We start from the raw sequence: 24225 nt of genomic DNA, 5'->3' as shown, positions 1-24225 counted from the left end.
GGATGTGCTCGACACAGGCGCGTCGGCGCGCGGGGCTCAGAAGTTTCCCCGGGACGCCTCCTGCAGGATCAGCTTGTCGAGGGTGAGATCGGCGATTGCCTTTCGAAGCCGAGCATTCTCGGTCTCAAGACTCTTCATCCGTCGAACCTGATCCGACTTCAGGCCGCCAAACTCACGCCGCCACCGGTAGTACGTCACCGAACTCACACCGAGCGCGCGGATTGCATCGGCCACGCTCTGGCCCTGGGAGATCAGAACGTCCGCCTGACGTAGCTTCGCGACGATCTCCTCGGGCTTCGGGTGCTTTGCCATCTCGTCCGTCCTCCAGGCTCAAAAGCCATACCAAAGGGCGGACCACTTCAATGGGGGCGGACCAAAGTCTGTCTCTCCCACCTTGATGCCTTGACGGATTGCCTGGCGCAGGCACCGATCTCGTTCCTGTTCGACAACTTTTGCGATGCGTTGACGTCCTGCCGGGACCCGCGATTGGAGTGCAGTCTCCATGTCTAACCGTTCAAGTTCGCCAGCTGTGAAATCGTAAGCGACGGTCTTGCCGGTGTGGGTCGCACCGATGTTGATTCCATAGATGCTGCAGGGCTCCCGCTCGGCCGGACTGACCTGCAGGTAGACGGCCGTTCCCAGGGCGCCGGCAATCGTGGCGAAGGCTGCGGTGGCGACGAAAGCCGGATCGGTCAGGCGGACCTTCAGTAGTTGGTCGATCGTTTTCCGCAGGCCCGGAGGCAGGGCGTCGAGCGGAAACGGCGGCACGGGCGGCAGCGACGGAAACAACAAAGTCAGATCGGGAGCGCCAGCGGGCCGCTCATCCGGTTCATCCGCAAGCGCTGCCGTTGTCGCGGCTTTGGCTTCGAGACCGCGCCGGCCTGGTTGATCGGCTGCAACCCGACCCGTTTTTAAAACGACCGGCTGCTGTTGAAGGTCGGCAGGTTCGTTCATTTCGATCACGGCGTTCGCATCAGCCGCAGCCTCGATGATTTGAGGTTCCGTCCCACCGTGATCAAAGGACGGAACCGACGCTGTTGAACCGAGCAGACCGTCCTTCAACTCAGGGAGCGGAGTTGATTGTGTTAGTGGTGTTGTCTTAGTAGGATCATAGCTCATTGAAGCACCTGCGCGGAAAGAACCGCGGGTCGCGTCGTCACGCGAACCGCAACCAACTCGGCCGATGCATTGAAGATCGCCTATCCCCTGCTCATTGATAGCCATACGATGTGGGATATTCGATTTAGGCCCCAGAATCTGAATTCGACCGACTCGCCTGTCCAAGCTGCTGCTTCCTGCCCCTCTCGGACGTTCGACCCGCGCACCTCCAAGCCACGCTGTTGACCCTTCTCAGACCCTCGGAAGGTCCGCTCCCAGGCTGACGAGGCAGAGGTCAACGACCAGGTTGGGTGGAAAGCAGTCTGACTGCTCTGGAGCAACGCTGCGTTTAAGCAGCCGAGCCAGAATGCGGCAGCACGAGCGTACCCCGCACAAAGAGGCTTGCGCCTCGGTCCGCCCGATCATTCTGCCGGTTGCGGCGTGCCTTCGGCGCGTTCGGCCGGATTAGGCGAGGCCTCCGGCCTTCCCAGCAGCCGCTCGGAGGCGACGTAGAAGGTCGGGGTCACGAACAGGGTGATGAAGGTCGCCACCAGCAGGCCGCCGATCACCACCGTGCCCATCGAGACCCGGGCGTTCGCGCCGGCGCCGCTGGCGATGGCGAGCGGCACCGAGCCCATGATGAAGGCGAACGACGTCATCAGGATTGGGCGCATGCGCAGGCGCGCCGCGTCCTGGGCGGCCTTCAGCACGTCCTCGCCCTGCTTGCGCAGGTCCTCGGCGAAGGCGACGAGGAGGATCGAGTTCTTCGCGGCCAACCCGACCAGGAGCAGGAGCCCGACCTGCCCGAAGATGTCGAGGGCGAGCCCGCGGATCGCCAGGAAGCCCACGGCGCCGAAGATCGCGATCGGGGTGCCGAGCAGGATCACGAAGGGCAGGCGCAGGGATTCGTACTGTCCGGCGAGGAGCAGGAAGATCATCAGCGTGCCGAGCCCGAAGATGAGCGGCGCATAGCCGCCGGCGATCTTCTCCTGGTAGGCGACGTCGGTCCATTCCACCGCGTAGGTCGAGGGGAGCTTGGCCTCGGCGAGCGCCTCGATCGCCGCGATGGCGGTGCCCGAGCTGGCGTCGGCCGCCGTGTCCACCGCGATCTCGATGGTCGGGTAGGTATTGTAGGAGAGGACCGCCGTCGGCCCGGTGACGAAGTGGGTCTGGATCAGCGAGCCGACCCGGACCGGCTCGCCACGGTTGTTCAGAACCGTCAGCGCCTCGACGTCCTCGATCGTGCGGCGGCCCGAGGCCTCGCTCTGCACGTAGACTTGGTAGACGTAGCCGAAGCGGTTGAAGAGGTTGACGAAGCTCGAGCCGACATAGGTGCCGAGCGCGTCGAACAGGTTCTGCAGTGGCACGCCGAGTTGCTCGGCCTTGGCGCGGTCGATCTCCAACCGCATCTGCGGGACGCCGTAGCTGGTGGTGGGGATGGCGCGGCCGACGGAGGGCAGCTTTTCCATTTCGGCGATGAAGCGGTCGGCGGCCTGGGCGAGCTTGAGGCCGCCGGTGCCGCTGCGGTCCTGAAGCTCTAGCGTCAGGCCGCTGCGCGATCCGAGGCCGGGCAGCGGCGAGGGGTTCACCACGCGGACCTGCCCGTCGGGATCGTGCTTGAATCGCGTCTTCACCGCGGTGATCACGTCGTCGACGCTCTGGGTCCGCTCGCCCCACGGCTTCAGCGTCGGGATCTGGAAGCCGTAGAACGGCGCGATCGCGTCGGCGAGGATGCTGCGCCCGGTGACGCCGATGGTGTGCTCGACGCTCGGAATCTCGCGCAGCGCGTCGCCGAGGCGATCGACCACCGCGTTGGTGCGGGCGACCGACGCGCCCTTGGGCAGGACTACGTCGGCGAAGAAGTAGCCCTGGTCCTCGTCCGGCACGAAGCCGGACGGGCGCGCGACGGTCATCCACACCGTGAGGGCGGCAAACGCCAGGAAGGCGACGCCGACGAGGGCGACGTGCCCGGTGAGCCATCCGATCGCCGCGACGAGGCGGCGGCTCGCGCCCTCCAGCACCCGGTTGAAGGCGCGCAAGGGGGCGCGCCAGCGGCTCTCGTCCTTGGCGTCCGCCGCGCGGTGCTTGAGGATCAGCCCGCACAAAGCCGGGGTGAGGGTCAGCGAGACGACCGCGGAGATCATCACCGAGATCGCGATGGTGAGCGCGAACTGGTTGTAGAGCTTGCCGGTCAGCCCGGGGATGAAGGCCACCGGCACGAACAGAGCGGCGAGCACCAGGGTGGTGGCGATCACCGGCCCGGCGACCTCCGTGACGGCCTCGCGGGAGGCTTTGCGCGGGGCCATACCCTCGTCCATCAGGCGCTCGGTATTCTCGACGACGATGATGGCGTCGTCGACCACGAGCCCCACCGCCAGCACCATGCCGAGCAGGCTCAGAGTGTTGAACGAGAAGCCGAGCAGCGCCATCGGCCCGAAGGTGCCGACCAACGCCACCGGCACCGCGATGGCCGGAATCAGCGTCGCGCGCCAGTTCTGCAGGAACAGGTAGGTGACCACGACCACGAGGGCGAGCGCCTCGAACAGGGTCCGGACCACCTCGAAGATCGCCTCCTTGACGAACTCGGTCCGATCGAGGGCGATCTTGTACTTGAGCCCGGGCGGGAAGCGTTTGGCGAGGTCCTTCATGGTGGCGCGGGCGCCGTCCATGACCTGGACGGCGTTGGCGTCGGGGTTCTGATAGAGCCCGAGGGTCGCCGACGGAGACCCGTCGAAGCTCGACCGGACGCCGTACTGCTCGGAGCCGAGTTCGACCCGGGCGACGTCGCGGATGCGGACCACCGAGCCGTCCGGGTTGGCGCGCAGGAGGATGTTAGCGAACTCCTCGGGCCGGCGCAGGCGCCCCTGGGTCACGAGCTGCAGCTCGAACGCGGTGGCCTGGTCCACGGGGGGCTTGCCGAGGGTGCCGGTGGTGATCTGCGCGTTCTGCTGGCTGATGGCGGTGGAGACCGCCCCTGGGCTAATGCCGAGCGCCTCCATCTTCAGCGGGTCGAGCCACACCCGCATCGCGTAGCGCTTGTTCGAGAAATTGACGATGCGCCCCATGCCCTGGACGCGGCGCAGAGGCTTGATCACCTGCGTCTCGGCCCAGTTGGCGAGGAACAGCTCATCGTAGGGGGCGCCGTCCTCCGCGTAGAGGACGATATTGCCGAGGCGCTGGCGCGAGCTTTTGGTGATCTCAAGCCCTTGCGCGTTGACCGAGGGCGGCAGCTTGGCTTCGGCCCGGTTGGCGCGCGTCAGCACCTCCGCCGCCGCCGCGTCAAGGTTCGACCCGACCTCGAAGGTCGCGTCCATGCTGACGCTGCCGTCGGTGTTGCTGGTGGAACTGATGTAGAGCAGGTTCTGCGCGCCGTTGATCTCCTGCTCAAGCGGGATCGCGATCGCCTCGTAGGCCTGCTCGGCGCTGGCGCCGGGATAGGTCGCCTGGATGTTGATGATTGGCGGCGCGATCTCGGGGAACTGCGCGATCGGCAGCGTCAGGCCGGCGACGGCGCCGATCAGTGTGATCAGCACGGAGATGACGCCGGCGAGCACCGGCCGGTCGACGAAGCGGGCGAACATGCGGGATCGTGGCTTCCGGTCCTAGGACACCTTCGTGGAGCCCGCGTTGCAACGTCCGGCCCGCGTGCGTGTTCCTCTGCCGCTGGGCGGTCGCGGTGACCGGACCCGGGGAGATCGGGAGCGTCGTCGGTGCGGGCAGCATTCAAGTATGGCCTCGGGGCCGGGATCGTCGTCCTGGCAGGCGCGGGCGGCTGGTACGCGGCCGGGCGCCCGACGCCGCACCGGATGCTCGCCGCCCTGCCGTTCACCACGGCCAAGCCCGCCGCCGAGCCGGACGAGGCGCCGCTGGAGGTCCGGGTCGTGACGGCGCGCAAGGTGCCGGTCCCGATCCGCTTCACCTACACCGGCACGATCATCGCCCAGCAGGACGCGACGCTGCAGGCGCGGGTGACCGGCAACGTGATGGAACGGCCGTTCGAGCCGGGCGGCCACGTGAAGAAGGGGCAGGTGCTGTTCCGCATCGACCCGCGCCCGTTCGAGGTGGCGTTGCAGACCGCCAAGTCGCAGCAGGCCCAGGCCCAGGCCCAGCTCACCTTCGCGCAGGCTGAGGTGGACCGCACCGAATCCCTGGCCGACAAGGGCTACGCCACGGAACAGCGCTTCCAGCAGTTGCAATCGAACCGCACATCTGCCGTCGCGCAGGTCCAGGGCGCCGAGGCCGCGATCGCCCGGCAGAACCTCAACCTCGACTACGCGGTGGTGAACGCGCCCTTCGACGGGCGCGCCAGCCTCTCGACCATCAACCCCGGCGACCTCGTCATCGAGAACCAGACGCAGCTCGTCTCCGTGGTCCAGCTCGATCCCATCGACGTGCAGATGGCGCTGTCGAGCGAGGATTCCGAGACGATCCGCGCGGCCATGACGAAGGGCGGCGTCACGGTCGCGGTGCTCGACGCGAAGGGCAAGCCGGTGCGCGAGGCCAAGATCTACCAGCTCGACAACCGGTTCGACCCACGGACCGCCCGACGCCTGGTTCGCGCCCTGATGCCGAACGCCGACGAGCGCTTCCTGCCGGGCCAGTTCGTCCGCGCCAGCATCCGCACCGGCACGAAGGACCGGCTGCTGGTGCCGACAGCCTCTCTCGACGCGCAGCTCGCCCAGCAGATCGTCTACGTGGTCGACGCCGAGGGGAAGGTCCAGCAGAAGCCCGTCACCACCGGCGACGCCTACGGCGAAAACACCGCGATCCTCGACGGGCTCTCCGACGGCGACCAGGTCGTGGTCGATCACCTCCAGGAGATGCGCCAGGACCTCAAGGTCGTGGTGCGGCCGGTGGGCGAAGTCGCGCCGGACGCCAGCCCCGCGGAGACCGGCACGCCGGCCGCCGCGGAGCCGGGCTAAGCGGGATTTGCGCGAGCCGCCGCACCTCATCCTCACGCCGTCGTCACTCAAATCGTCACGCCACCGGAACGCCATGTCGATCCTCCGTCTCGCGCCAGCCCTCGCCGCCCTCCTCGTCCTCCCCTGCGGGTCGGCGGTCGCAAAACCCTCCGGCTGCCGGGCCACGCAAGCGGCCTACGCCGCCCTGAAGCGTGGCATGAGCTACCATCGGGCGGTCGAGCGCCTCGGATGCCCCGGCCGGCGGGTGACCCACATGACGATCGGCCGGACCGAGCGGACGACCTATACGTGGCGCGGTACTGGCAGCTACGGCGCCAACCTCACCGTCTCGTTCCGCAACGGCCGCCTGACGAGCAAATCGCAGCTCGGTGTGAACTGACGGCACCTGGGCGACCAGCCGCCGAGGAACGCTGCTCGCCCGAACAGCTGCTTCTGGAAATTTCAGTTCCTATGGGGCGCCATGCAAAATGTCCCAGGTCAGCTGGAGGCAATTCGGAGCAGATGATGCGAACCTTCCTGACGGGCGTCGCGCTAAGTTGCACTCGGGCCGCGGCCGGCCAGGTATGAGCAGGCTACCCGCGCAGGCTTTGGCGGCATCTTGCGCGCTGGCGGCACTCTGCGTGGCGGTGTTCCTGCCGGATGGGCTCGATTGGCCGGCGCGGGCCGCGCTGCTGGCGTTCGGTGGGGCTGCCATCCTCTGGATCTTGACCGACCTGAGCGCGGCCTACGTCGCCGTCGCCGCGGCCGTGTCCCTCGTGGCGGTCCGGGCCGTGGAGCAACGGGCGCTGATCGAGGGCCTGGGCTCGAAGGTGGTTTGGCTCGTGATCGGCACCTTCGTCCTGGGCGCAGCCGTGGAGAAAAGTGGGCTCGCGGGCCGGCTTACCGCCCTGATAGCGGGGCGGGGAACCACGGTCGGAGGCCTGATGTGGCGCCTGACGTTCGGCATCGTCCCGCTCGCCTTCCTGATCCCATCGACGTCCGGGCGGGCGACGGTGCTCCTGCCATTGCATCGCAGTCTAACCGAGTCCGACGACGACCCCCGTCTCGCCAAGGCCACTGGCCTGCTGATCCCAGCCCTTATCGTCATCTCGACGATCTGCAGCCTCACCGGCGCCGGCTCGCACCTCGTCACCGTCGACCTGCTGGAACGACTCTCCGACCGCAGCATCGGCTTCGGGCAATGGATGCTCTGGGGCCTGCCGTTCGGGCTGGCCGCATGCCTGATCACGACCTTCCTAGTCGGCCGTCTGTTCCTCGATGCAGAGACGCGAACGCGGCGGGTGGCGGAGATCGAGGCCCCGTCCGGTCCGCTCTCCGCCGAGGAGTGGCGGACAGGAGCGGTGGTGCTCGCCATGCTGGGGCTCTGGCTGACGGAGGGGTATCACCCGTTCGGCATCGCCACCGTTGCGGTCGTGGGCGCTGTGATCCTGACGATGCCCGTCGTCGGCGTGCTCGACTGGGACGATGGCGTGAAGGCCGTGAACTGGGGGCTCGTGCTCTTCATCGCCGCCTCCCTGGTTCTCGGCCGCGCGCTAATCTCGACGGGCGCCGCAAAATGGCTGATCGGCTCGGCGCTGTCGGCGAGTGGTCTGCACGGTGACAGCCCGACCGTCCTGATCTTGCTCGGACTGACGGGGATCGGCCTGACGGCGCATCTCTACATGGTGTCACACACCGCGCGGGTCGTGGCGCTGCTGCCACCGCTTATCCTGCTGTCGGACAGGCTCGGCCTCAACCCGGTCGCGGTCGCTTTCCTGGCCAATGCCGGGATGGATTACTGCCTCACCCTGCCGGTCTCCTCGAAGGCTTTGCTGATTTTCCAGGGCGACGAGCGACCGACCTGGAGCTCGTCGGACCTCCTCAAGCTTAGCGCGTTCCTAGCGCCCGCCTACGCGGCGCTGATGGTCGCTGCCTACTATCTCTTCTGGTCGCACGTCGGCCTGGCCCTGTGACGTCGGGTCAGCCAGCCCTGCCAATGGCGCCGCGAACCTGACGGGGATGAACCCAACGGACGCTCCTGCTTCCGCGCGCCCGCGAGGGCGCGGACGTCGGGGGCCGACGACGATACGACCGCAAGCGACTTGACCGACGCGTACGATTAACGCGGTCTCGGCGCTTCCTTGGTGGTTGATCCGAGCGTGCCGGCCTTCGCGCCAGGCTTCCCTTCCCCGGCGCCCGACCCTGCGGTCGTCATGTGCGTGCCCGGTCGCGTGACCTCACCGCTGGGGCGGGTCCCGACGCCCATCCCATCGGTCCGGACGCCGTCATCCTTCGGTTGCTCGGCGACGGATGCGGCAATCGCCAGCGAGGGAAATGCCGCAACGAGGAGCATCAGCGTGAAACGGATCATTCGGCCGTCCTTCGATGGATCGGAGACGAGGATGTGGCACCGGGGAATGTCGTGCGACCTTACGCGGGCTGGTCGCCGTCGCGCATTCTCACGAAGCGGGCATGTCTTGCTTCCAGGTCGGCAAGGTCGTGCGGATCGGCCACGTCACGCCTGGCCGCGGCGATGACGAGATCCGCATGGCGGGCGAGCTCTGCGGTCCGGTTCGTCAGCCGCTCTACCTCGGCGATGCGGGTGAGCACGTCGAGCATCCGGGCGAGCACGTGCACCGAGCCGGCGGCGTTCTGGCGTATCATGTGGAACATGGAATCGCACAGGCCGTCGTAGTCGGTCACCGGCACGACGACCACGACCTCGCCTTCGCGCGCGACCGCTCCGGTCGGCAGATGCCGCGACGCCACGCGGCACAGGGCGTCCCCGAGGTGGTCGACGACGCTGCCGGCGGTGAAGGGGTCGTTGATGCCCGGCGAGAGCGCCCGGACCGCGATCTCGACGAGCTGCCGGATCGAGTATTCCAGGTCCTGAAGGGCGGCCGGGCGTCGCCCGAACGTCAGCGCCCGGCGAATGGCCGGCCCCGCGCCCTCGACCCCGGCGGAGAGGAACGCGACCGGGAACCCGCTCGGCACGTAGTCGCCCGGGCGCACGCGCAAAGCGACGGTGACACGGTGCTCGTGGGCCCAGTCGGCCAACCCATCCTCGTCGACGGCTTGCAGGTAACCGCTGCCATCGGTGGAGACCCCACCACCGGTCGGTAGCCGGGCCGGGAGCGTCATACCTGCGGTTTCGCGAGTGCGAGCCCCGACGGCGGAGAGGAGGTCGCGATGGACCGCGTCGACCACCGTCTCGACGTTGATGCTGGCGGCGATGTGGTGGACGAACCAGACCAGGGTGGCGAGCGAGAGCAGCGCCAGCACCATCGCCCCGGTGATCGCGAGGTGTGGGACGAACGGGCTCTCCTGCACGGTGCGTACCGTGCGCAGGACCATCAGCGCGTAGGCGAAGGTGCCGAGGAAGATGCCCAGGACAATCTGGTTGCGGGCGTCGCGGGTAAAGTTGCGCAGGAGCCGCGGGCCCATCTGGCCGGAGGCCAGCGTCAGGGCCGCGATGGTGATGGAGAAGGTCGTGCCGGCGACCCCGATGGTTGAAGACGCCACGGCGCTGAGTAGGGCCCGAGCCCCCTCGGCCCCGCCGGAATAGCCCCAGTTCTGGTTCGGCGAGGAGGCGTCGTAGCCGGCGAGGTGGGCCGTCTCCAGCCAGATCCCGAGTTGTGCCAGCGCGATGCAGCCGAGCACGATCAGGGCCGGCCGGAGCCAGAACAGGTCGCCCAGGAACTCGATCCAGGCCTGGAGACGCGCCTTCATACCCGCTCCTGCTTTCCTGCGTCGTCTTTGCGTTCGAGGTCGTCACGATCCTCGCGAAGCACCTGCCAGCGGGCTCGCGGCGGGCTGCTGCCGGCCGGCCAGCCCTCGCGCTGGCGGGTGCGGTCGCCGTCGGCCGCCTCGGTCTGGTCGTGCAGGAGGACCTGGCTCGTCGGGTACGGCAAATCGATGCCGGCGGCCGTGAGCGCGTCCTTGACGTTCGAGATCGCGTGGTCGAGCGCGTCCACCGCGTCGCGCCTCCGGGGCGGGTCGATCCAGAACCGCGCGGTCATGTCGACGCCGGCGGCCCCGAGTCCCGTGACCAGCGCCTCCGGCACCGGGTCGGCGAGCACGCCTTCGGTCCCGCGCAAGGCCTCGACAATGACGCGGCGGGCCTCCTTCATGTCGTCGCCGTTGCCGATGGTGAGCGGGAAGGCGAGCCGGCGCTTGTCGTGCGCGGTCATGATCGTGATCTTGTCGACGAACAGCGTCGCGTTGGGGATCAGGATGCGCTGGTTGTCGTAGGTCCGCAGCACCGTCGCCCTGACCCAGACGTCCTCGACCGTGCCCTCGTGCGAGCCGGCCCGGATCTGGTCGCCGATGACGAAGGGGCGGGTCAGCAGGATGAGGATGCCGGCCAGCAGGTTCTGCAGCACGTCCCGGAAGGCGAAGCCGATGGCGACGCCGCCGATGCCGAGCAGGTTGAACAGGTCGGCTGCGGAGACCGACGGGAAGGCTACCGAGGCCGCGACTAGGAACGACACCAGGATGGTCATGCCGCCGGCGATGCGCCCGAGCACCGCGGCCGAGCCGGGCGAGGCTTCCCGCATCTCGGCGGCACGGCGCACGGCGGCGCGAACGCCTCGGGCCACCAGCAACCCGATCCCGAACAGGACGAGCGCGATGACGAGCCCCGGCACGAGGGCGGCGGCCGAGCGGCCAAGCCCTTCGAGACGTCCCAGCGCTTCCGAAAAGATCATGCGGTGTCCCGATTCATGCGAAAGCCGCCGGTGGCAGATGTGCCAACCGACGGCGCTCGTTGGTCGTCCGCGAGGGCGGCAGGCCCCCGCGGGTCACGCTCCAAACGGATCAGCGACGCGGGCCGCCGGTCGTTCCGCCATACTGTTGGCCGCGGGCACCACGCGAGGGCATGCTGGCGTTGCCGCGGCTCGCCGAGCCCTGCCGCATGCGGTGGCGCCGGTGCATGCGCACCTGCATAAGGTCCGCGTTCGCGGCCGGGGCGACGCCAGTCACGTTCACCGGCAGGGCCGCTGACGGCATCGTGGAGGCACCGAGACCGAGGCCGGCCAGGAGCGCCGAGGCGAGGATGGTGTGCTTCATGGTCGTCTCTCCTTTTGTGCGGCCGATCACTTCTTCATCTTCGAGTAGGTGAACTTCGGAGCGTTCTTCAGCGTGTCCTTGTCGGTGTCGGCGTGGACCATCCACTTGCCGTCCTTGTCGCTGATGGCCAGCGTTGACGGGTCGAGCACGACGTAGCTCTCGCCCATGCCGAGGAAGCCGCCGACGCTGACGACGACGCCGGTCAGCGTCTTGCCGTTCTCGATGACGAGATCCTCGACCTCGCCGACGGTCTCGTTCTTGTTGTTGTAGACGGTGGTGCCCACGAGCTTGGACGACATTACGTCGGCCGGCTTCACGGTGACGTACTTGAGCTTCACCGTCGCGGTGTCGGCCATCTTCATCCCCATGCCGGAGGACGTCATGTCGGAGGACGCGGGCATGGCCGTGCCCGGTGCCGGGGTCGTCTGGGCCAGGGCCGGGACGGACAGGCATGCGAGCGCGAGGGCGGCGGTGATCGTGCGATAGGACAAGACGTTCTCCCGATTATCGTTTCGAAGATGCAACCGGGATCGTCCCATCTGGACCGGGCTCTTACCCACCCCGGCTGCACGGTTCGGGGCCCTAACGTCCGCGTTCAGGAAACGTTCAGAAAAAAGAGGCCGCGCATAAATGTTTGGTCATGATTTCCCCAGAAACGGCCCGGTAGAAATGCTGGATCTGAGTGGAAAATCCAATTTCCCGCAGTAAGCGCTTGGTCCATTCGAGATGGAGAAAATTTAATCCCTCTTCTCTTGCGTGCCGTCGATGAAATTCTTGTGATCTAATCCGTGAAACGGAGAGGCACATGGGTCCGTAACGTCGTCACGAGCCTCGATGATCGAGCCGTTATGACGTCAACAGGACTTTCAATGATGCGTACGACCCTGACCGCCGCCCTCCTCGCCTCCGGCCTGGCCTTCGCGGCGCCGGCCTTCGCCGAGACCGCACCCATGGTCGGCGGAGCTCCGATGATGGCCGACAAGACCATCGTGGAGAACGCGTCCAAGGCCAGCAACCTCACGACCCTGGTCGCCGCCGTGAAGGCCGCCGGGCTCGCAGACACCCTGAGCGGCAAGGGCCCTTTCACGGTGTTCGCCCCGACCAACGCGGCCTTCGCGAAGCTGCCGGCCGGCACCGTCGACACGCTGCTGAAGCCCGACATGAAGAAGACGTTGACGGGCGTGCTCACCTACCACGTCGTCCCGGGCAAGCTCGACGCTAAGGACCTGATGGCCAAGGCGAAGATGGGCGGTACTGAGGCCAACCTGAAGACGGTCGAAGGCCAGGTGCTGACCGTGAAGATGGACGGCGACCGGCTGGCGCTGATCGATCAGAAGGGCGGCGGCGCCTTCGTCGAGCAGGCCGACGTGTTCCAGTCGAACGGCGTCGTGCACGTCATCGACAGCGTCCTGATGCCGAAGTAACCCGACACCACGGCCGGCCTACCCCTCTCACGGGGTTGGCCGGCATCGGTGACTGCTTGGAATGTCGGACACCACCCGAAAGCGGATCGTCTCGCATCGTCGGTTTCACGGCCGGAACAGGAACTAACGGGTTCGGCGGAGCTTCAGATCGACACCCCCGATGACCGCCGAACCGACAGGACCTTCCGCATGAGCTCGCCCAACTTTGTCCGGCATGCGTCCGGTCCCGTCGTGAGGCGCATCGTCGGAACCGTCATGATCGCCTCCGGCGTGGCGCTTGCAGGCCCGGTGGTCGCCCAGTCGGCCGCCAGTTCCATCGACCAGCCGACGCCCGGGACGCTGCCCTCCGGAACCTCGACGACGAAGGGCGCCGGGAACGCGCGCCACGAGGGCAACGGTCAGGTCGCGCCGCCGAGCGCGATCCAGTCCTCGACCGACGTCATGCGGTCCGAGAGTTCGGTCCAGGGCAAGACCCAGGGCAGCAGGACGGACCCGATCAAGCACCTGCCCAAGGACATGCGCTGACCGGCGATTGAGCGGAACGTCCGCGGACCTCCCCGCCGGGAAGCCCGCATGTCGAGAACCATCCCTCCGGGGAACACACCCGGAGATCGCCCAGGATGTTCTTCGATAGCTGGTCCGGCCTGCTCAGGGTCGTCGTGGTCGGGCCCTTGGCCTACGTCGCACTGATCCTGTTCCTTAGGATCTCGGGCAAGCGCACCCTGACCAAGCTGAACGCGTTCGACCTCGTCGTGACCGTGGCGCTCGGCTCGACCCTATCCTCCATCGTCCTGACCAAATCTGTCGCGCTGCTGGAAGGGGTGCTCGCCCTCGCGACCCTCATCGGGCTGCAGTACCTGATCACCTGGTCGAGCGTCCGCTCGGCGCGGGTCAGGTCGCTGGTCAAGGCCGAGCCGACGTTGCTCGCCCACCAAGGGCAACTGGTCGAAGGCGCGATGCGCCGCCAGCGCATGACCCAAGACGACGTGCTCTCGGCCCTGCGTTCGGAGGGCCTCGATGACCTCTCGCAGGCCGCCGCGGTCGTGCTTGAGACAGACGGCTCGATCAGCGTGCTCAAGACGCTGTCCGACCGCGTGGACGGCCTGACCGGCGTCTCTCTGCCGGAGGAGTTCCAACCTGCCGAGCGCCTCTCGTGAAGTCCTTCGTCCGTTATACCCTCATCCTACTTTCCGCTGTTCTCGCCGCCGCCAGCCTGATCCCGTTGATCCCCACCGAGTGGTGGGCGGTGCGGCTGCTCGACTTCCCGCGCCTACCCTTCGCCGTCGGCTCGTCGGTCGTCGGTCTGGCCTTGTTCCCCTTCCTCAAGGGATCTCCGAGGTCGACCCTTCCGGCTCTTGCGCTCGCAACCCTCGCGCTTGCGGTCAACGCCTGGATCCTGTGGCCTTATCGGCCCACGGGCGGCATGCGGGTCGACGCATGCCCGGTCGAGCGCCGGCTCTCGGTGCTGATCGCAAACGTACAATTTGGGAATCGAAATGCCACGCCCCTGGTCGAAGCCGTGGCGCGGGAGGAGCCCGACCTGTTCCTCGCGATGGAGACCGACGCGTGGTGGGACGAGGCCTTGAAGCCCGTGCTCGCGTCGATGCCCCATGCCCTGCAAAGGATCACGGGTTCGTACTACGGCATCCACTTCTTCTCGCGGCTGCCCCTGGTGAACGGCGGCATCCGGCATCTCGGAGGGCAGGACACTCCGGCTGTCGTGACCGGCGTCACCCTGCGCAGCGGCGAGGTCATCGACTTCATCGGTCTTCACCCGAAGCCGCCGCAGCCCTGGCAATCCGCTCGCGGACGGGACGCCCAGCTCTACGCAGCGGCGTCTGTGCTGCGCCAACGGGCCGAGCCCGGCGTCCTCGCCGGGGACCTCAACGCCACGCCGTGGGAGATCGCGGTGGAGCGCATGGCCAGGCTGTCCGGGCTCATCGACCCGCGCCGCGGCTACGGCTACGTCGCGACCTGGAACGCGCACTCGTCCTGGCTGCGCTGGCCGCTCGACCAGGTCTTACACGAGGGCGGCTTCGCGACGGTTTCCGTCGAACGCCTCGACGCCTTCGGCTCGGATCACTTCCCCTACCTCGTGCGTCTATGCCGCCGGACCGGCAAAACCCCGATGACACCTGTTCAGCAGAGCGCCGAGGACGTCGCCAAGGCCAACGCGGTGCTTGCAGCGGCGGGGACGACCGAACGACTGCAGTCCCGATGAACCTACGTGCCGCAAACGGCCTCGCAGCCCGCCTCGAAGCGGGTCGGAGACACCCATGATCTCGATCTTCGACCTGGCGGCGATGCTGCTGACCCTCTCGGCCCTGTTCGGCTGGCTGAACCGCCGCTTCCTACGGATGCCGCACACCATCGGTCTGCTGGTGATGGGGCTGCTCGCCTCGCTCTCGCTCGTCGGCCTCGACCTCGCCTTCCCGGCCCAGCACCTCTACGCGGACCTCACCCAGGTGCTCGGCCAGGTCGACTTCACCGACGTGGTGATGAACGGCATGCTGGCGTTCCTGCTGTTTGCCGGCGCCATGAGCCTCGACCTGCGCATGCTCCGCGACCGAGCCTGGGCCGTCGCGACGTTGGCGCTGGTCGGCACCCTGATCTCCACGGCCATCGTCGGCGGCGCGTTCTGGCTGGCCGCTGACCTCATCGGCAGGCCGGTCCCGCTCGCCTGGGCTTTCGTCTTCGGATCGCTGATCAGCCCGACCGATCCGGTCGCGGTGCTGGCCACGCTCAAGAACGTGAAGGTCCCCGAGGCATTGGAGGTCGAGATGCAGGGCGAGGCCCTGTTCAACGACGGCATCGGCATCGTGCTGTTCACGGTGCTGGTGGCCTTCGCCGCGGGCTCGGGCGGGGAGACCACGAGCGCCGGTGGCGTGGCCAAGCTGCTCGTGCAGGAGGCCGGCGGCGGCCTCGTCCTCGGGGTGGTCACCGGCTACGTCGCCTACCGGGCGATGCGCGCCATCGACGACTTCCCGGTCGAGGTACTGATAACCCTGGCGCTGGTCGCCGGGACCTACGCGCTCGCCCAGAAGCTCCACTTCAGCGGCCCCCTCGCGGTGGTCGCCGCAGGGCTCCTTGTCGGCGACCGGGCCCCGCGCGACGCGATGAGCGAGCGGACGCAGGGCTACGTCTCGGCGCTTTGGACGCTGATCGACGAGGTGCTGAACTCGGTCTTGTTCCTGCTGATCGGGCTGGAGGTGCTGGTGCTGCGCTTCGAGCTCGGTGGGCTGGCGCTCGCAGCCTGTGCGGTGCCCATCGTCCTCGTCGCCCGGCTGGTGGCCGTCTCGACCCCGCTTCTCATGTTCCGCTGGGGCGGCAACCTCTCGCCGCGCAACGTGCCGTTCCTCACTTGGGCGGGGGTGCGCGGCGGCATCTCGGTGGCGCTGGTGCTTTCCATCCCGGAGAGCGACGCAAAGCCCGCGATCCTGGCGGCGACCTACGCGGTGGTGCTCTTCACCATCATCGTCCAGGGCTCGACGCTCGGCATTGTGGCACGGCGCACGCTGCGCGTCGGCTGAGAGACGACGCCTACGGCACCGGCCCGCGTCGGCCGGTACACCTCCATCGGATATCGTAACCCCACATGGTCTTCACCGTCCTCCTCGTCCTCATCCCGATCTCGGCGGCGCTGAAGTACCTCGTCGGGGCCTCGCCGCTCTTGGTGTTCGCCTCCAGCGCGCTGGCCATCGCCGTCCTGGCGGAGTGGGTCCGACGCGCCACCGACCAGCTTGCCGACCGGGTCGGGCCTGCCATCGGCGGCCTGCTCACCGTCAGCTTTGGCAGCATCGCCGAGCTCGTCCTCGCTCTGTTCGTGCTCCTGCGCGGCGAGGCCGCGGTGGTGCAGGCGCAGATCGCCGGCTCGATCATGGGGACCAGCCTGTTCGGGCTCGGTCTCGCCATCATCGTCGGCGGGGCGACGCGGGAGCGGCAGAAGTTCAGCGCGGAGCGCGCCGGCTTGCTGTCGACCCTGCTGATCCTTGTCGTCATCGCCCTGCTGCTGCCGGCCGTGTTCGACTTGAGCGGACGCATGTCCGGCCAGGGCAAAACGCTGAGCATCACCGACGAGGAGGTCAGCCTCGGCGTCTCAGTCGTTCTGCTGCTGCTCTACCTCGCCAACCTCGCGTTCACGCTGGTCACCCACCGCGACGTGTTCTCGAACGACAAGGGTAGCGGTGAGGCGGACTGGAGCCTGTCGTTCGCCATCGGGGTCCTGATCGCCGCGACGGTCGCCATCGCCTTCGAGTCCGAGATGCTCTCGGGGACGATCACTGAGGCTGCCGGGAGCCTGCACCTCTCGCCTATGTTTCTCGGCGTGATCGTGCTGGCCCTGGTCGGCACGGCCGGCGACCTGTTCGCGGCGGCGTGGTTCGCCCATGAGGATCGCATGGGCCTCGTGCTAAACATCTGCATCGGTTCGGCCATCCAGGTGGCGCTGGTGCTGGCACCGCTGCTCGTGATCATCTCATGGGCGCTCGGCCACCCGATGTCGCTGGTGTTCTCGAACCCGCTGCACCTCTTCGGCATCGCGAGCACCGCCTTCATCGTCAACGCCATCGCTCGCGACGGCGAAACCACGTGGTTCGAAGGCCTCCTGCTGCTCGGGGTCTACGTCCTGTTCGGCCTGGCCTTCTTCTTCGCGAGCCCGGCCTGACCCCAGTATGGCACCGCGCCATCCAAGGTAGCGAGGGGGGCGCAAGGTCGACCGGCGTCACCATTCCCATGACGGCGCTGGTGGCCTTGCCGGCGAATGGAGTGCTGCCTACGCGGCGTCGGGATGCCGGCGACAGCGTGCGCCCGTGATCCTGGCCATCGCCGATGCGCTCCGCCACCGTAGTTGATGCCGCCCTGTCAAGCCGTCTCCACGGTCGTTAGGCCGCGTATCCGCATCACGACCCGCCGTCTGAATGCGTAATGCGTTCACCTCAAGCATCGTGCTTCGCGTAGTCATTCTATACCGGTACAAACCGAGGGCAGTGACTGCATGGTCTGTTACGTAGTGTTTTAGCCCGACGAATATGGAACTGTCGTAGTTCCAACGCCGTTCTTAAATTATGCAAAACATCTCCGGAAATTCTTTGCGCATGAATAAGATTGCTCTTGTTGCGACGGCAGCCTTGGGCCTTGGCGTATTAGCATCGCCATCCGCTGAGGCTCGTGGCTTCGGTCATGGTGGTGGCTTCGGCCACGGTGGGTTCGGTCACGGTGGCGGTTTTGGCCGTGGTGGGTTCGGTCACGGCGGGTTCGGTCGTGGCTTCGGCGGCGGGTACAGGGGAGTCGGTTTCGGACGCGGAGGGTTCGGTCGCGGTTTCGGCGGATACAGGGGCGTCGGCTTCGGCGGCGGTTATGGTCGTGGCTATGGCGGGTACCGCGGTGGGTATGGCCGCGGATACTACGGTGGCGGCTACGGGCGCCGGGGTATCGGACCGGGTGCGGTGATCGGGCTTGGCATCGCCGGTCTCGCAGCGGGTGCCATCGCATCGAACGCCTACGGTGGATATGGTTACGGCGGATACGGCTACGCTCGTCCGGTCGGCTACGGCTACGGCGGTGGTTATGGTGGTGGCTATGGCTACGGCCAGCCAGTCGGCTACGGCTACGGCGGCGGCTACGGGTATTCGCCCTACGGCTGCGGGTACTGACCTCCAAACCAAATTGATATTGGGGTCGCCTTCGGGCGGCCCTTTCTTTTTCGGGAACGTCCGCTTGCGTTCCGCTCGTCAAGACAGAGATCTACGGCCGAAACGGGTGGATTTCTGTCAGTCTGCTTTGGATGCGATTGCCAAAAAAGCTGACGCCGGACTCGCGCGTCAATCCTCGAACGCATGAAGGATGGCGGCTACGACCTAACGCGGAGGCGGTGCCACAGATTCTTCCAACCTCGAAGGCTTCCGTTTCCTGCGCCGCCGGGCCACGACCTTTCGGAGGGCGCGAGAAAGTGCCTCGACCGAGTACGGCTTGTGAAGGAGTTCGAAGCCCTTCGTACCCTTGTCGGCGAGCACGTGGCTGTAACCGGAGGCCAACAGCACCGGCAGGTCACCATGCCGTCTGTGGATCTCGCGAGCGAGGTCGATGCCGTCCATGCCGGGCATGACCACGTCAGAGAACACGACGTCGAACCTGTCGGCGTCCGATCCCAGCTCGGCCAGTGCCTGCTCCGCGTCCGAAGCCCAGACCGTGAGGTACCCGAGCTCCGCCAGCGTCTGGGTGGCGAAGGATCCGACCGCGATGTTGTCCTCGACGACGAGCACGCGGGTGCCATGACCATCGACCAGAGGCTCGGGTTCCGCCGTGTCAGGGACCCGTGCTTCGCCGTCCACCCTCGGCAGGTATAGGGTGAAGGTCGTGCCGAGACCTATCTCGCTGTCGACGAGAACCTCGCCTCCGGTTTGCTTGACGAAGCCGAACACCTGCGACAGCCCCAGTCCCGTTCCCTGGCCAACGGCCTTCGTGGTGAAGAACGGCTCGAAGATCTGCTCCAGGCGATCGGCCGGGATGCCCGTGCCGGTGTCGGAGACGGAAACGGCGACGAACCGGCCAGGAAGGGGGGGGGCGCAATCCGCCGGCCGGTATTGCGTCGACCGACTGGATGCGGATGACGAGACGGCCCTCGCCGCCCATCGCATCGCGCGCATTGACCGCCATGTTCACCAGCGCCGTGTCGAATTGGCTCGGGTCGGCGTCGGCGAGACAGGCTTCGTCGGGAAGCTCCGTGGTGATCGCGATGCGCGCGCCCATCAGCGTTCCGAGCATCTCGGCGATGGCCTTGACGCTCTGACTGACGTCGAAGACCTCCGGCTTGAGAGCTTGGCGACGGGCGAAGGCGAGGAGCTGACCGGTGAGCTTCGCGGCCCGGGCGACCGTGTCGGAGATCGCCCCGATGTACCGGACGCGGCGCTCCTCCGGGAGGTTCGGTCGCTTCAGGAGGTCGGTGGACGACTTGATCACGGTCAGCAGGTTGTTGAAGTCGTGCGCAACGCCGCCGGTCAGTTGGCCGACAGCCTCCATCTTCTGCGACTGCCGGAGGTGCTCCTGCGTCTTGGCAAGGATGGATTGCTCGCGCAGCCGCTCGGTCACGTCCGTTACGAACTGGTAGCAGCCGATGCGCTCGCTATGCTGGTTCTGCAACGTGCGGAAGCTGACCTCGTAGTACGGGCGCTCCCGGTTCGGGTCGCCGAAATCCTCGACGAAGGTAGTTTCCTCCCCGGCGAGGCCACGCCCCCAGCCTAGCTTGACCTGTTCGAGTTGCTCCGGCTGGTCGGCCAGCAACGCCAGCAGGTTGTCGCCGACCTTCGGCCGGATGCCGTAGACGCGCTCGAACTCGTCGGCGTTGGCCTTGTTCAGGGCGAGGATGCCGTAGTCGAGGTCGCAGGCCATCATCATCACGTCGGTACTCTCGACGATGGTCGCGAGCAGGTTGCGCTCAGCGGTTCTGGAGGCGAGTTCGGCCTCCCGCTGCTTCTCGGCCGTAATGTCGCGTCCGCTGCAGTAGACGAGGCCATCCTCCGGCACGCCGATCCACGAGATCCAACGATAGGACCCGTCCTTGCACCGGTAGCGGTTCGCCTCCCTGGCGAGCCGTTGTTCCTGCAGGACCTCCCGGAAATTGGTTCGGGTGCGTTCGAGGTCATCGGGATGCAGAAGATCCCAGATCGGCGTACGAGCGACCTCGGATTCCGACCATCCCAGCAGGGTTTCCCAAGCCGGGTTCGACGTCTCGAAGTAGCCGTGCTCGTTCAGTCCGCCCATGAGGTCGGGGGAAAGGGCCCAGGTCCGACCCCGCACCTGTGTGCGCTCGATGACCCGGCGTTCGAGGTCTGCGTTCACGGCGTGCAAGTCGGCCTCGGCTTGCCTCAACTCGGTGACGTCGTGGAAGACGCCGACCATCCGGAGGTGGCCGTCGTCCTGTATTGGCTTGTTGGAGCTACGCACGATCCGGATCGTGCCGTCAGGGCGCGTGACCCGATAGTCGGCCACGACCTCGGTACCGTTCGCGCGGGCAACCTCGGTCAACGCATAGGCGCGCTCAACATCGATTTTTTCCAGTCGTGTAAACACCTCGTCCTGATGAACCGGCCCGTCCGCGGCGAGCCCGAAAATCTCACGGCTCCTCGCATCCATCTCGACCGCACCGGTGACGGTGTCCCACTCGAAGATGCCCAGCTTTGCGATGTCGACGGCAAGGGATAAGCGGTCTTTGCTTGCCCGGGTCGCCGCGCGGGCGATCTCAATGTGCTCGGGCGCGGGTTGGCCGGATGCTTGGGCGTCGCCATCCCCGACGCCATGGGTTTCGTGTCCAATCGGCATAGGGTCAGCGGACCTTGTGCCCGATGGCAAGGCGAGCCTGTTCCTTCAGCAGGAAGTCCGGTTCGCTCCGTTCGAGCATTCTCAAGGCCGCCCGGACGACCTCGCTCACGCTGCCGTATTGCCCGGAATGCACGCGCTCGCCCAGAAACGCGTGTTGCTCAGGTGTCACCGAGACGGTGATGGTTTTTCGTACGGCCATCTCCGACTACTACCAGACTATGACACCTGCTTACAGCATGGCTTCTCCGCATGCGGACCGGCCTGTCGATGTTCCAGGGAGGGTATCCCACACGGCTCCTGGAACCTGATACGTCAGTCTGACGCCTTGAATGAGTCGCGAGCCGAAAGGCTGCTCGGGGTGGATTCCTGCCTGTCTGCTTTCGGCCGGAATATATGAAAAGCAGACGCTTTTTCGAAGATTGATGAGATGCAAAAAATTCAGCGACCGTTGGCGCTCAAGCTCGACATCAAGTTTCTGATTGGGATCGACAATGCAGCATCCACTCAGGGCGCATGCTGCTGTTCTCAGTGTTCTCCGGTGCAATGATCCGCTTTGAGGACCAAAGTTCCGTTTTAAAAAACTCTAGGTTTACTAATTACACCTCATCGAGGCTGAAATTGAGCCGTTGCGGGGAACGCCGGGTTTCGGCTCGATCCGGTAGAGGCGCTGAACCCGATTGCCTGACCAAGGGCAAATTGCGCTGAGGTGGGCCACTTGCGTGAGGGTAAGGGCGACGAGAGGGATCGCAGCGTACCTTAACTCCTCAAGCGTTCCGATGATGCCTGGCCACTGTCCGGGCGACCGCGATCAGAAGGGCACGATCCTCCGGCCGCTCCAACGCGTGCCAGAGCTTCATGAGTTCCCCGGCGTCCGCGAGGTGGGCCGGGGGCGGTTCCTCCCCCTGCAACGCCTTCACAGAGCAGTCGAGGATGCCGGCTATCTTCAGGAGGAAGTCGTGGCGGGTGGGCATGTCTGCGCGGTCCTTGCGAGGGAAAGCCGGCGAGTTCGCACTAGGCGGCTGGGTCTTCCAGACGGTCGCAGTCGAGCAGGCGCACCCCGCCCGGCACGACCAGCAACGCCCTTTCGCGGTCGAGCCGCGTCAGCAGCCGGCCGACCGTCTCGATCGTGAGGCCGGGATGGTCGGCGATGTCATGGCGACCCATCGGCAGAGCCAGGGTCACGGAGGTCCGCCCTATGCGGGCGTAGCGCCCGCGCAGGCCGAGCGGGAAGCCCGCGACCTTCTCCTCCGCTGTGAGACAGGAGAGCAGGTTCATGTGGTGGTTGACGAGATCAAGCTCGTAGCCGGCCCGCTCATGCAGCTCCGCCATGAGCGGGCACGGCATTCGACCGTCCGACGCGGTGTCGTACTTCCTGCCTTGAACCACATGAACGCTCCGGTCGAATCGAGGGTATCGGTCAGATCTCGACTTGGAATGCCGCCAGAGGTGCCTCGATCAGGAATGCGAACCCCGTCGACGGGTACGACAGCTCGACCACGCCCCCGACCTGGCCGGCGAGCCCGCGCTCGATCAGACGGCTGCCGAACCCCTTGCGCGTCGGCGGGACGACCGGCGGGCCCCCCTCCTCGATCCAGGTCAGGCGAAGCCTCGGTTCTCCGACGGTGCCCCTGACCTGCCAGCCGAGGGTGACCCGGCCGGAGAGGTTCGAGAGCGCGCCGTACTTGACGGCGTTCGTCGCGAGTTCGTGCAGCATCAGCGACAGCGACAGCGCGACCTTGGCACCGATCCGCACCTCGGGCCCCGAGATGTCGAAACGCTCAGCCGCATCGAGATGCATGTCGAGCGCGCGCCGCACCACGTCGAGGATTGGACCGCTTCCCATGCCACCATCAAGGAGTAGGTCATGGGATTGGCCCAGCGCGGCGAGACGCCCGGCGAGGATGTCGCTCGCGACCTTCACGTCGTCGGTCGAACGCATCGTCTGGGTAGCGATGGCCTGGACCATCGCGAGCAGGTTCTTGAAGCGGTGGCCGACCTCGCGTGTCCGGAGCTGTTGCTGCTCCTCCGCCGCGATCCGGGCCAGTTCGGCGCGCCCTCGCTCCGCTGCGGCTCGCGCGAAGACGATGTCCCGGTCCGTCCAGTCGCGCGGATCGGCGTCGTGCAGGCACAGGACGCCGACGAGGCGCCCTTCCATCATTGCGGGCACGTCGAGGAGCGAGGCGATGCCGTGAAGGCCGAGTTCCGTCGCCTTCGACGCCGTCCGGGGGTCCGTGCGGACGTCGGGGATGACCACGGCCTCGCCGCGGCGCAGGTCGTCGGCGTAGGCGCCGTAACACATGAAGGGATGACGCCCTGCGACGCTGCGCTGACCGGGGCGCGTCCAATCCCGCTCGAAGGCGATGATCCTTCCTGACGGGTCGATGGTCCCGTAAGCCGCCCGCGACAGGTCGAGGGCGCGCCCGGCCATCTCGGCGACCCGGGCACCGACCTCCGAGGGGTCGGCGATGCCTAACAGACGTTCGCCCAGGGTCGTGAGCTCGACCTGACGCGCCGCATCCCGCCTCGCCTCCGTCTGGTCCCGGGAAACGGCCAGCAGTCGGTCCGGCCGACCGTCCGAACCGGCGATGGGGGTGACCATCACGTGCCAATACTTGGATACACCGCGCTTGGTGTCGGCCCACCCCTCGAAACGGGCGGGGGTTCCCGCCCTTGCCGTCGACACCGCCTGACGGGCCTTGGCGCCGTCGGCCCCCGTCCATGACCGATGCCAGGGGGACCCGGCGATGGCGGCGAAGTCGTCGATCCCCATGAGGTTCATGCCCGGTTCGTTCATGAAGACGAGGTTGCCGTCGAGGTCGAGCACCATGATGCAATCGGGCGACGCGGTCAGGACGCCCTGGATCAACGCCTCGCTCGACCGAAGCCTCAACGCGGTCTCCTTCTCGGCGAGCGCGGCGCGGCGGGCCTCGAACAGGCTCATGACCTGGTCGCCCAAGGCAGTCAGGATCTCGGCCTGGGACAGCGTAAGACCGGTCTCGCGAGGCTCGCGGTCGATGACGCACAGCGTCCCGAGCCCATGGCCGGAAGCGGTACGCAGGGGCGCCGCCGCATAGAAGCGCATCGCGGAAGGGCCCGTGACGGCGGGGTTCGCCATCGTGCGCGCGTCCCGGGTCAGGTCCGGTATGACGAACAAGGTGGGCTCGGGCAGGGCATGGACGCAGATCGACCGGTCCAGCGGCGTCTCCATCTCTTCGAGGCCGACGCGTGCCTTGAACCACTGTCGCTTGGATGTGACGAGGGTGATCATGCCGACCGGCGTGCCGCAGAGCTTGGTCGCCAGGCGCACGATACCGTCGAAGGCCTCCTCGCCGGGCGTATCGAGGATGCCGTACCGGACCAACGTGGCGAGGCGCTCGGTATCGTCGAAGCCGTTCCGTCCCGAGGCGTGTCCGACGCAC

At 66.9% G+C, this 24225-nt stretch carries 21 protein-coding genes and 3 pseudogenes; 10 read left to right on the top strand and 14 right to left on the bottom strand.

The annotated features are described in order from the left end of the window. The 3 genes and pseudogenes from FV222_RS00135 to FV222_RS00125 all read right to left on the bottom strand — a co-directional run. Positions 1-312, bottom strand: a pseudogene (locus FV222_RS00135) (transposase); the annotation flags it as partial. 18 nt (positions 313-330) lie between these two features. Next, a complete protein-coding gene (locus FV222_RS00130) occupies positions 331-1062 on the bottom strand; it encodes a hypothetical protein (protein WP_147812532.1) in 732 nt (243 codons plus the stop codon). Between the two features lie 458 nt (positions 1063-1520). Further along, positions 1521-4679, bottom strand: coding sequence for an efflux RND transporter permease subunit (locus FV222_RS00125; protein ID WP_147812531.1), 3159 nt, complete (start codon positions 4677-4679; stop codon positions 1521-1523). A 129-nt stretch (positions 4680-4808) separates the two neighbouring features. On the opposite strand from FV222_RS00125, the gene FV222_RS00120 reads away from it, so the two are divergent. The 3 genes from FV222_RS00120 to FV222_RS00110 all read left to right on the top strand — a co-directional run bounded on the left by FV222_RS00120 (position 4809) and on the right by FV222_RS00110 (position 7972). Beyond that, complete coding sequence (locus FV222_RS00120; protein WP_147812530.1) at positions 4809-6020, top strand: efflux RND transporter periplasmic adaptor subunit; 1212 nt, start codon at positions 4809-4811, stop codon at positions 6018-6020. 73 nt (positions 6021-6093) lie between these two features. Next, positions 6094-6399 carry a DUF3862 domain-containing protein gene (locus FV222_RS00115; protein ID WP_147812529.1) on the top strand — a complete coding sequence of 102 codons (306 nt, stop codon included), beginning with the start codon at positions 6094-6096 and terminating at the stop codon, positions 6397-6399. Positions 6400-6487: 88 nt separating this feature from the next. Next, positions 6488-7972 carry an SLC13 family permease gene (locus FV222_RS00110; protein WP_147812528.1) on the top strand — a complete coding sequence of 495 codons (1485 nt, stop codon included), beginning with the start codon at positions 6488-6490 and terminating at the stop codon, positions 7970-7972. A 146-nt stretch (positions 7973-8118) separates the two neighbouring features. On the opposite strand, the gene FV222_RS00105 is transcribed toward FV222_RS00110, so the two are convergent. From FV222_RS00105 to FV222_RS00085, 5 genes are all read right to left on the bottom strand, one after another. After that, positions 8119-8370 (bottom strand): hypothetical protein, encoded by a 252-nt coding sequence (locus tag FV222_RS00105; protein ID WP_147812527.1) that lies wholly within the window; start codon positions 8368-8370, stop codon positions 8119-8121. Between the two features lie 59 nt (positions 8371-8429). Continuing rightward, positions 8430-9728, bottom strand: coding sequence for a DUF2254 domain-containing protein (locus FV222_RS00100; RefSeq protein WP_147812526.1), 1299 nt, complete (start codon positions 9726-9728; stop codon positions 8430-8432). After that, complete coding sequence (locus FV222_RS00095; protein WP_147812525.1) at positions 9725-10705, bottom strand: mechanosensitive ion channel family protein; 981 nt, start codon at positions 10703-10705, stop codon at positions 9725-9727. The genes FV222_RS00100 and FV222_RS00095 overlap by 4 nt, the downstream gene beginning before the upstream one ends. A gap of 109 nt (positions 10706-10814) precedes the next feature. Further along, positions 10815-11066 (bottom strand): hypothetical protein, encoded by a 252-nt coding sequence (locus FV222_RS00090; protein ID WP_147812524.1) that lies wholly within the window; start codon positions 11064-11066, stop codon positions 10815-10817. 26 nt (positions 11067-11092) lie between these two features. After that, a complete protein-coding gene (locus FV222_RS00085) occupies positions 11093-11557 on the bottom strand; it encodes a PRC-barrel domain-containing protein (RefSeq protein WP_238273200.1) in 465 nt (154 codons plus the stop codon). Positions 11558-11938: 381 nt separating this feature from the next. Between FV222_RS00085 and FV222_RS00080 the strand changes: the two genes are divergently transcribed. From FV222_RS00080 to FV222_RS00050, 7 genes are all read left to right on the top strand, one after another. Beyond that, positions 11939-12490: a fasciclin domain-containing protein gene (locus FV222_RS00080; RefSeq protein ID WP_147812522.1), complete on the top strand. Its 552-nt coding sequence runs from the start codon at positions 11939-11941 to the stop codon at positions 12488-12490. A gap of 255 nt (positions 12491-12745) precedes the next feature. Further along, complete coding sequence (locus FV222_RS00075; protein WP_147812521.1) at positions 12746-13015, top strand: hypothetical protein; 270 nt, start codon at positions 12746-12748, stop codon at positions 13013-13015. 95 nt (positions 13016-13110) lie between these two features. Continuing rightward, on the top strand, positions 13111-13647 hold the full coding sequence (locus FV222_RS00070) for a YetF domain-containing protein (RefSeq protein WP_147812520.1): 537 nt from the start codon (positions 13111-13113) through the stop codon (positions 13645-13647). Next, on the top strand, positions 13644-14711 hold the full coding sequence (locus FV222_RS00065) for an endonuclease/exonuclease/phosphatase family protein (protein WP_147812519.1): 1068 nt from the start codon (positions 13644-13646) through the stop codon (positions 14709-14711). Before FV222_RS00070 ends, FV222_RS00065 begins: the two co-directional genes overlap by 4 nt. Positions 14712-14766: 55 nt before the next feature. Continuing rightward, positions 14767-16020, top strand: a complete 1254-nt coding sequence (locus tag FV222_RS00060; RefSeq protein ID WP_147812518.1) for a sodium:proton antiporter — start codon at positions 14767-14769, stop codon at positions 16018-16020. Positions 16021-16085: 65 nt separating this feature from the next. Next, positions 16086-17153: a calcium/proton exchanger gene (gene cax, locus FV222_RS00055; protein ID WP_147812517.1), complete on the top strand. Its 1068-nt coding sequence runs from the start codon at positions 16086-16088 to the stop codon at positions 17151-17153. A 430-nt stretch (positions 17154-17583) separates the two neighbouring features. Continuing rightward, on the top strand, positions 17584-18141 hold the full coding sequence (locus tag FV222_RS00050; RefSeq protein WP_147812516.1) for a hypothetical protein: 558 nt from the start codon (positions 17584-17586) through the stop codon (positions 18139-18141). A 204-nt stretch (positions 18142-18345) separates the two neighbouring features. On the opposite strand, the pseudogene FV222_RS30855 reads toward FV222_RS00050, so the two are convergent. The 6 genes and pseudogenes from FV222_RS30855 to FV222_RS00025 form a co-directional block, all read right to left on the bottom strand. After that, positions 18346-19927 (bottom strand): annotated as a pseudogene (locus FV222_RS30855) (ATP-binding protein); the annotation flags it as partial. A gap of 42 nt (positions 19928-19969) precedes the next feature. Continuing rightward, positions 19970-20806, bottom strand: a pseudogene (locus FV222_RS30850) (PAS domain-containing protein); the annotation flags it as partial. A 4-nt stretch (positions 20807-20810) separates the two neighbouring features. Continuing rightward, positions 20811-21005, bottom strand: coding sequence for a type II toxin-antitoxin system ParD family antitoxin (locus FV222_RS00040; RefSeq protein ID WP_147812515.1), 195 nt, complete (start codon positions 21003-21005; stop codon positions 20811-20813). Positions 21006-21570: 565 nt separating this feature from the next. Beyond that, positions 21571-21777, bottom strand: coding sequence for a hypothetical protein (locus tag FV222_RS00035; RefSeq protein ID WP_147812514.1), 207 nt, complete (start codon positions 21775-21777; stop codon positions 21571-21573). Between the two features lie 40 nt (positions 21778-21817). Next, the gene (locus FV222_RS00030; protein ID WP_246685248.1) at positions 21818-22135 is read right to left on the bottom strand and encodes a helix-turn-helix domain-containing protein; all 318 of its coding nucleotides are present in this window, start codon (positions 22133-22135) and stop codon (positions 21818-21820) included. A gap of 88 nt (positions 22136-22223) precedes the next feature. Then, positions 22224-24167, bottom strand: a complete 1944-nt coding sequence (locus tag FV222_RS00025; RefSeq protein WP_246685247.1) for a GAF domain-containing protein — start codon at positions 24165-24167, stop codon at positions 22224-22226. Positions 24168-24225 lie beyond the last annotated feature (58 nt).

The organism is Methylobacterium sp. WL103 (assembly GCF_008039885.1).
GTDB lineage: Bacteria > Pseudomonadota > Alphaproteobacteria > Rhizobiales > Beijerinckiaceae > Methylobacterium > Methylobacterium cerastii.
The sequence above is the reverse complement of the archived record's forward strand: the minus strand, read 5'-3'. Positions and strand labels throughout refer to the sequence as shown.